Below are 6525 nucleotides of genomic sequence, written 5' to 3' on the forward strand. Positions count from 1 at the left end.
GCTAAGTGCCGCAGAACGTTTGGTACTTGCCGAAGTCCTCCGGGGCCGGGCTGGCGTAGCGCTCCAGGCCCGGCCGCTCGTCGTAGGGTGAGGTCACCGCGGCGAGGAGCTGTTCCAGCGGGCCGAGATCGCCCGCCGTGGCGGCCGTCAGGGCCTCCTCGACCAAGTGGTTGCGCGGAATGTAGGCCGGGTTGGCCCGGTCCATGACATCGGCGTCGGGTCGCAGCGCGCGCCAGCGCGACAGCCACGCGTCGAAGCCGGCGAGGTCGACGAACTTCCCGCGCGCGGGTTCGGCATCGCCGCGCGCGGCTCGGCTCAGGACGCGGAAGAACGAGGTGTAGTCGACGTGGCTGTTTTTCAGCAGGGTGAGCAACTCGTCGCTCAGTGACTGGATGCCTTGCGCGTCGACCTCGGCGGACAGGCCGAGTTTGGCGCGCATCCCGGACGACCACACGGCGTCGTACTCGCGCTGGAACAGCCCGAACGACTGCTCCGCGAGCGCGACCGCCTCCTCGACGTCGTCGGACAGCAGCGGAAGCAGCGTCTCGGCGAAACGCGCCAGGTTCCAGCCGGCGACGACGGGCTGGTTGCCGTACGCGTAGCGGCCCCAGAAGTCGATGGAACTGAACACCGTGTCGGGGTCGTAGGCCTCCATGAAGGCACACGGTCCATAGTCGATCGTCTCGCCGGAGATCGTCACGTTGTCCGTGTTCATCACCCCGTGGACGAACCCGATCAGCATCCACCGCGCCACCAGCGCCGCCTGGACGGCCACCACCCCCTCGAACAACGCGAGGTAGGGGCGTTCGGCCTCCGCGGCGCCGGGGTGGTGGCGCGCGATCGCGTGGTCCGCGAGCCGCCGCAGCAGGCCGATGTCGCCGGTGGACGCGGCGAACTGGAAGCTGCCCACCCGCAGGTGGCTGCTGGCCACGCGGGCCAGCACGGCCCCCGGCAGTTCCGCCTCGCGCAGCACCGGGCGGCCGGTCCCCACGACGGCCAACGACCGGGTCGTCGGCACGCCGAGCGCATGCATGGCTTCGCTGACGATGTACTCGCGCAGCATGGGTCCCACCGCGGCGAACCCGTCGCCGCCCCGGGCGAACGGCGTCGGCCCGGAGCCTTTCAGGTGGATGTCGCGCAGGCGCCCGTCGTCGTCGACGAGCTCGCCGAGCAGCAACGCGCGGCCGTCGCCCAACCGGGGCACGAAGCCGCCGAACTGATGCCCGGCGTAGGCCTGGGCCACCGGCACGGCGGTTTCGGGAACCAGGTCGCCCACCAAGAAGCGCAACCCGTCGGGGCCGCGCAACCAGCCGGCGTCCAGACCGAGTTCCGCCGCGAGGCGCCCGTTGAGGGCGAGCAGCCGCATGTCGGCCGGCGCTTCCGCCTGCCAACGGACCGCCATCTCCGGCAATGCCCGAAAGAAGCGGTCTTCCAGCGCAACGGTCCTATCCGGGGCGACGCTCACCTCGACAAGCCTACGGAAAGCGTTACGAGCCGAGCGCCTGCCCGATGAGGTCGCGGGCGCGGTCGAGCATCGACGCGAACGGTCCGAGGGCGAAGTTCAACTTCGCCGATTCCACGCCGGGATGCGGATGCGTGGGTGCGATGGCCTGAGCCGCCCGCACCGCCGCGCCCATCCGCTTGAGGTCGGCGTCGTCGACCTCGCGCTGCAGGATCGGAAACTCCTCGCTCTCCTCCTGGTGGGCGTGGTCGAGCACGGCTTGCCGCAGTTTGGCGACCTGGTCGACGAACTCTTGCGAGGTGATGTCGAGCTTTTCGATGTTCGACAGCAGCTCCTTGGCCTCGTGCTCCTCGTGGAGCCGGGCGTCGACGATCGCGTCGCCGGCGTCGGCCTCGCGGCGCACGCGCGGGTGCACCACCATTTCTTCGGCCGTCTCGTGCACGGCCAGCAGCTGCCGCAGCGTTGCGAACGGCTTTTCGCGCGCCTCGGGGTCCGTCGCGTGCAGCACTTCGTCGAACATGTCCTCGATGAGGTTGTGCTGCGCTTTCAGGAATGCGACGACTTCGTCGGGCGATTGGACAATCATGTCGGCCATCGCCGATACCTCCAGTTTTCGGGAAATGGGCGCGCACTGTGGGCTGAGTGCGGCATGGCTTGGCATACCCCCTGCACAGACGCGTAAACGAAGCCCCGAGGTGCCCGCGCGGGCCGGGACTTCGTTCGAGGCACAACTCGCTTCTCGCCTGCGGTGCCGGGCGCATTGTTGTTGTCCGCCAACGTCGTTTGCGCGCCGAGGCCCGCGAAAGCGATCTGCGTCACAGGGCGGGTGCCGATGTTATCTGTCGGCGGGCGAACGGGTAGCCGTTGGAAAGGCGCTTTCGTGCCGATCCAACAATCAACGCAGGAGGCGAGATCTTCGATGACTTCATCGGACAAGACCACGGTGCTGGCGCAGTTGCGCGCGCTGCACCAGCTGACCAATACCGAGATCCAGGTGGCCGAGACCCGCATCGCGCAGGCGCGTACCGAGGCCGTCCAGCGTGAGCTGACGCAGAACGCGTCGAACGCGCGCGATCGCTCCGAGGCGATCGAGAAGGCGATCCGCGGGCTCGGCGGTGTCCCGGACATCGTCGGTCCTTTCCTGGGCCGCGCCGCCGCGGCGGTCAAGGCCCTCACGGAACAGGCGCAACCGTTCGACGAGGCACTGCTGGGCGACCTCGCGCTGGAAGACCAGCTGCTCGACCGGGCCCGCTACCTCAAGGCCCTGGCCGTCGCCGCCGAACTTCCCGACGTCGAGAGCCTGGCCAACCGGCTGATCACCGCCCACTCCGCGACCGTCGATTGGCTGACGACCGTCCTGGCCGAAGACGCGCTCGGCGGCCCGGCGGCGCTGCGTCGCACGCCACTGCAGGCGGCGGCCGGTACCGCGGTGAAACTGGTGAACCTGCCGGTCGAGTGGTCGGTGCGGGGGGTCGACCGGGCCGCGGACGCGCTGCGCTCCGCCCGGCCGACGTTCAACGAGCTGGTGAGCCGCAGCGCCCACGCCGGTGACGTGGCCACCCGGGCGCTCGCCGCGTCGCGCAACGCCGCACTCGAGGCGGCCGAAAAGGTCACCCGCAACGAAGGCGCCCGGCAGACCGCCGACGCGCTGCACGCGGCCCGCGCCGCCGTGGGAGTCCTGGACGCCGACGAGCTGCCCATCGCCAACTACGACGAGCTGAACGTCAGCGAGGCCGTGGCCGAGGTGAAGGAACTGGCCAACCCCAGTGACGTGCGGGCGATCATCGCCTACGAGGAGGCGAACAAGAACCGCCAGCGGGTCGTGTCGGCCGCGCAGACGCGCGTCGCCGCGATCGCGCAGGAGGTCGTCGGGATCAACTAGCCGAGGCTGAAACGCTAGGCCGCCCGGGCGAGGTGTCGATCCGCCCGGGCGGCCGAGTCGTTTGCGTGTCCGGGGGGCACGCCCAACCGCCCGTTTGGGGACATCGCTACGGTTAAGGCACCAGCCCGACAGTGACAACCGTGAGAGACGAATGTACGACCAGGTCAACACCAGCGCGACGGAATCCGACGACGTCATCGGGTACCGCATCGATCCCGTTCTGGCCCGGAGTTGGCTACTGGTCAACGGTGCGCACGCCGACCGGTTCCAGTCCGCGGTGCACTCGCGGGCCGACATCGTCGTCTTCGACATCGAGGACGCCGTCGCGCCCAAGGACAAGCACACGGCGCGCGACAACGTGGTGAGCTGGCTGGGCGCCGGCAACACCGACTGGGTCCGCGTCAACGGCTTCGGCACCCCGTGGTGGGCGGACGACCTCGCCGCCCTGGCGGGCACGCCGGTCGGCGGGGTGATGCTGGCGATGGTCGAGTCGGTGGACCACGTCACCGAGACCGCGCAACGGCTGCCCAACGTGCCGATCGTGGCGCTGGTCGAAACGGCCCGCGGCCTCGAGCGCATCACCGAGATCGCCGCGGCGAAGGGCACATTCCGGCTCGCCTTCGGCATCGGCGACTTCCGTCGCGACACCGGTTTCGGTGAGGACCCGAGCACGCTGGCCTACGCCCGGTCCCGCTTCACGATCGCCGCCAAGGCGGCCAGCCTGCCCAGCGCCATCGACGGGCCCACGATCGGCTCCAACGCGCTGAAACTGATCGAGGCCACGGCGGTTTCGGTCGAATTCGGGATGACCGGCAAGATCTGCCTGACCCCGGACCAGTGCGCCGTGGTGAACGAGGGCCTGTCACCTTCGCAAGACGAAATATCCTGGGCCAAAGAGTTTTTCGCCGAGTTCGAACGCGACGGGGGAGAGATCCGCAACGGATCGGACCTGCCGCGGATCGCGCGGGCCACGAAGATCCTCGAGTTGGCTCGCGCCTACGACATAGAATCGTCGGACTTCGACGACGAGGAACGGGACCATTCGCCCGCGCCCTCGGACACCTATCACTACTGAGCGGCAGAACGCGGGGTCCGAAATGAGGGTTGTGGTGGATTTTCACTTTGACCCGATGTGCCCGTTCGCCTACCAGACGTCGTTGTGGATCCGCGAGGTTCGCCAGCAACTCGGCATCACGGTCGACTGGCGATTCTTCAGCCTCGAGGAGGTCAACCGGTCGGAGGGCCAGAAGCACCCGTGGGAGCGGGAGTGGTCCTACGGCTGGTCGCTGATGCGCATCGGGGCGCTGCTGCGCCGCACGGACATGTCGCTGCTGGATCGGTGGTACGCCGCGATCGGGCATGAACTGCACACGCTGGGCGGCAAGCCGCACGACCCGGCGGTCGCCCGCCGCTTGCTGAGCGACATCGGCGTCGAGGCATCGGTTTTCGACGCGGCGCTGGACGATCCGACGACCCACGACGAGATCCGCCACGACCACCAACGGGTCATCGATGCCGGCGGCTATGGGGTGCCGACACTGTTTCTGTTGGGGCAGTGCCTGTTTGGCCCGGTGTTGGTGGACCCGCCGACCGGGCCCAAGGCCGTGACGCTGTGGAACGTCGTCACCGGCATGGCGGAGCTGCCCCACGTCTACGAGCTGCAGCGGCCCAAGTCGCCCGCCGATTCCGAGCTGATCGGCCGCACGCTGCGCCCCTATCTCGATGGGCGCGACTGGGTCAGCATCAATCGTGGCGAGGTCGTCGACGTCGAGCGCCTCACCGGCCAGGCTTGACGACCCCCCTAGGCTGCATGTCGCGCGAGCGACACCCCAACCCGGATTTCCAGCTCGCTGACCGTGATCGTTGGGGCGCGCGGCGGAGCGGCCGACCTATAGCTCTTGTCCGTGGGTGTCGTGAATAGCGCTGTGTGGGTGTGGTTTTCGTCGACGGTCGTGGTTACCCGCCACCCCGCGCTTTCCTTGACGTAATTGCAGTTCTCGCACAGCCCCAGGCCGTTGTCCGCGGTGGTCGCGCCGCCGTCGGCCCACGGCCGTGCGTGGTCGCGGTGCCGGACCGGTGCGTCGCAGTAGGGGGTGCGGCAGCGTTGATCGCGCAGCCCGATGAATGCGGCCAGCCCACGCGGAAAGATGCGCGATCGCGACTCCATGGCGACCAGCGCCCCGGTCCGGGGATGCGCATAGAGCCGGCGCAGGGTCGCCCGCGAACGTCGGTCGGCGACGGCGCTGCTGACCATCGCGCGCGCGACCGCGGCGGGGATGGGGCCGTAGCCGGCGATGTCGGCCGGCGCGTGGTCGCCGCCGAGCAGTGTCTGGTCGGACAGCACCAGGTTGACCGCGATCGGAGTGGGGACCGCGGCGCTGCGGCCGGTGACCCGTTCGACCAACGTGTCCGCCATGACCTGACCCCGTGAACGCCCATCCCCGCGCGTATCCGCTTCCCGGCGCAGCGCGGCGTACACCGAAACCCCTTGGGCCACCGGCAGTAAGGCGGTCAGGTAGGTCATCGTGTCGGGCGCGGGACGAATGGTGACCGTGCGCTCCCGCTCCGCCTTGGCCGCCCGCTCGACGACGGCGTGGGGATCCAACCGGTAGGCGATCGCCTTCGCGGCCGCGGCCACCCGCGCGTCGCCCATGCCGCTCAGGCCTGCCGGGTCGGCGCACAACTCCACGTCCAACGCGCGCCGATCCTCGACGTCCAGGCAGGCGCTCTCGCGGACGATCAGCGTCGCCCGCCACTCCGACAGCGCCCCGCGCTCCAACGCCGCCAGCGTGTGCGGCATCTCGTAGACGAGGGCCTTCGCGAAGCCCAGATGCCGGCCACCCCGGGCGGGGGAATCACGCCGCGCCAGCGCGACCTCGCCGGCCACCCCGCGGCCCCGCCGCGCGGCGGGCACCCCGGCCGCCGCTTCGGAAGCCCGGCGCGAAGCGTCGAGAGCGGCCGTCGCCCGAGCCTGGCGCGCCGCCGCCGCGGACTTGACCGTCTCCAGCTCGGCGATCTGCTCGATCAGCGTCGATTCGTCGGCCGACGGGTCGACCTCGGGCAAGTATTCGAACATACGTGCGATAGTAACCCGGGTGACCGACCGCGTTGACTCGTCAGAAATGCGCGCGAAAGGGTGGGTCGTTGCCTCACCGGAAATGCGCGCGTACGCCCAGTGGAT

6 protein-coding genes are annotated in these 6525 nt (G+C 69.6%); 3 read left to right on the forward strand and 3 right to left on the reverse strand.

Annotated features, from left to right (window positions below; all coding sequences use genetic code 11):
* Position 1 precedes the first annotated feature (1 nt).
* Together BST44_RS25980 and BST44_RS25985 are read right to left on the reverse strand one after the other, a co-directional pair.
* On the reverse strand, positions 2-1465 hold the full coding sequence (locus BST44_RS25980; protein WP_083179773.1) for a protein adenylyltransferase SelO: 1464 nt from the start codon (positions 1463-1465) through the stop codon (positions 2-4).
* 22 nt (positions 1466-1487) lie between these two features.
* Positions 1488-2057, reverse strand: coding sequence for a hemerythrin domain-containing protein (locus BST44_RS25985; RefSeq protein WP_083179774.1), 570 nt, complete (start codon positions 2055-2057; stop codon positions 1488-1490).
* A 324-nt stretch (positions 2058-2381) separates the two neighbouring features.
* Here BST44_RS25985 and BST44_RS25990 point away from each other — a divergent pair, with 324 nt between their 5' ends.
* From BST44_RS25990 to BST44_RS26000, 3 genes are all read left to right on the forward strand, one after another.
* Positions 2382-3344: a hypothetical protein gene (locus BST44_RS25990; RefSeq protein WP_083179775.1), complete on the forward strand. Its 963-nt coding sequence runs from the start codon at positions 2382-2384 to the stop codon at positions 3342-3344.
* A gap of 151 nt (positions 3345-3495) precedes the next feature.
* Positions 3496-4419 carry an HpcH/HpaI aldolase/citrate lyase family protein gene (locus BST44_RS25995; RefSeq protein ID WP_083179776.1) on the forward strand — a complete coding sequence of 308 codons (924 nt, stop codon included), beginning with the start codon at positions 3496-3498 and terminating at the stop codon, positions 4417-4419.
* Positions 4420-4441: 22 nt separating this feature from the next.
* Positions 4442-5137, forward strand: a complete 696-nt coding sequence (locus BST44_RS26000) for a mycothiol-dependent nitroreductase Rv2466c family protein (protein WP_083179777.1) — start codon at positions 4442-4444, stop codon at positions 5135-5137.
* A gap of 8 nt (positions 5138-5145) precedes the next feature.
* Here the strand turns inward: BST44_RS26000 and BST44_RS26005 are convergent, their stop codons facing one another.
* Positions 5146-6420, reverse strand: a complete 1275-nt coding sequence (locus tag BST44_RS26005) for an HNH endonuclease (protein ID WP_083179778.1) — start codon at positions 6418-6420, stop codon at positions 5146-5148.
* Positions 6421-6525: the final 105 nt, after the last annotated feature.

It is taken from the genome of Mycobacterium scrofulaceum, assembly GCF_002086735.1.
In the GTDB taxonomy this organism is placed as follows: Bacteria; Actinomycetota; Actinomycetes; order Mycobacteriales; family Mycobacteriaceae; genus Mycobacterium; species Mycobacterium scrofulaceum.

Bases quoted from the DNA above. Each gene is read 5' to 3' on its own strand.
- BST44_RS25985 (WP_083179774.1), bottom strand. From the start codon at position 2,057: ATGGCCGACATGATTGTCCAATCGCCCGACGAAGTCGTCGCATTCCTG.
- BST44_RS25990 (WP_083179775.1), top strand. From the start codon at position 2,382: ATGACTTCATCGGACAAGACCACGGTGCTGGCGCAGTTGCGCGCGCTG.
- BST44_RS25995 (WP_083179776.1), top strand. From the start codon at position 3,496: ATGTACGACCAGGTCAACACCAGCGCGACGGAATCCGACGACGTCATC.
- BST44_RS26000 (WP_083179777.1), top strand. From the start codon at position 4,442: ATGAGGGTTGTGGTGGATTTTCACTTTGACCCGATGTGCCCGTTCGCC.
- BST44_RS26005 (WP_083179778.1), bottom strand. From the start codon at position 6,420: ATGTTCGAATACTTGCCCGAGGTCGACCCGTCGGCCGACGAATCGACG.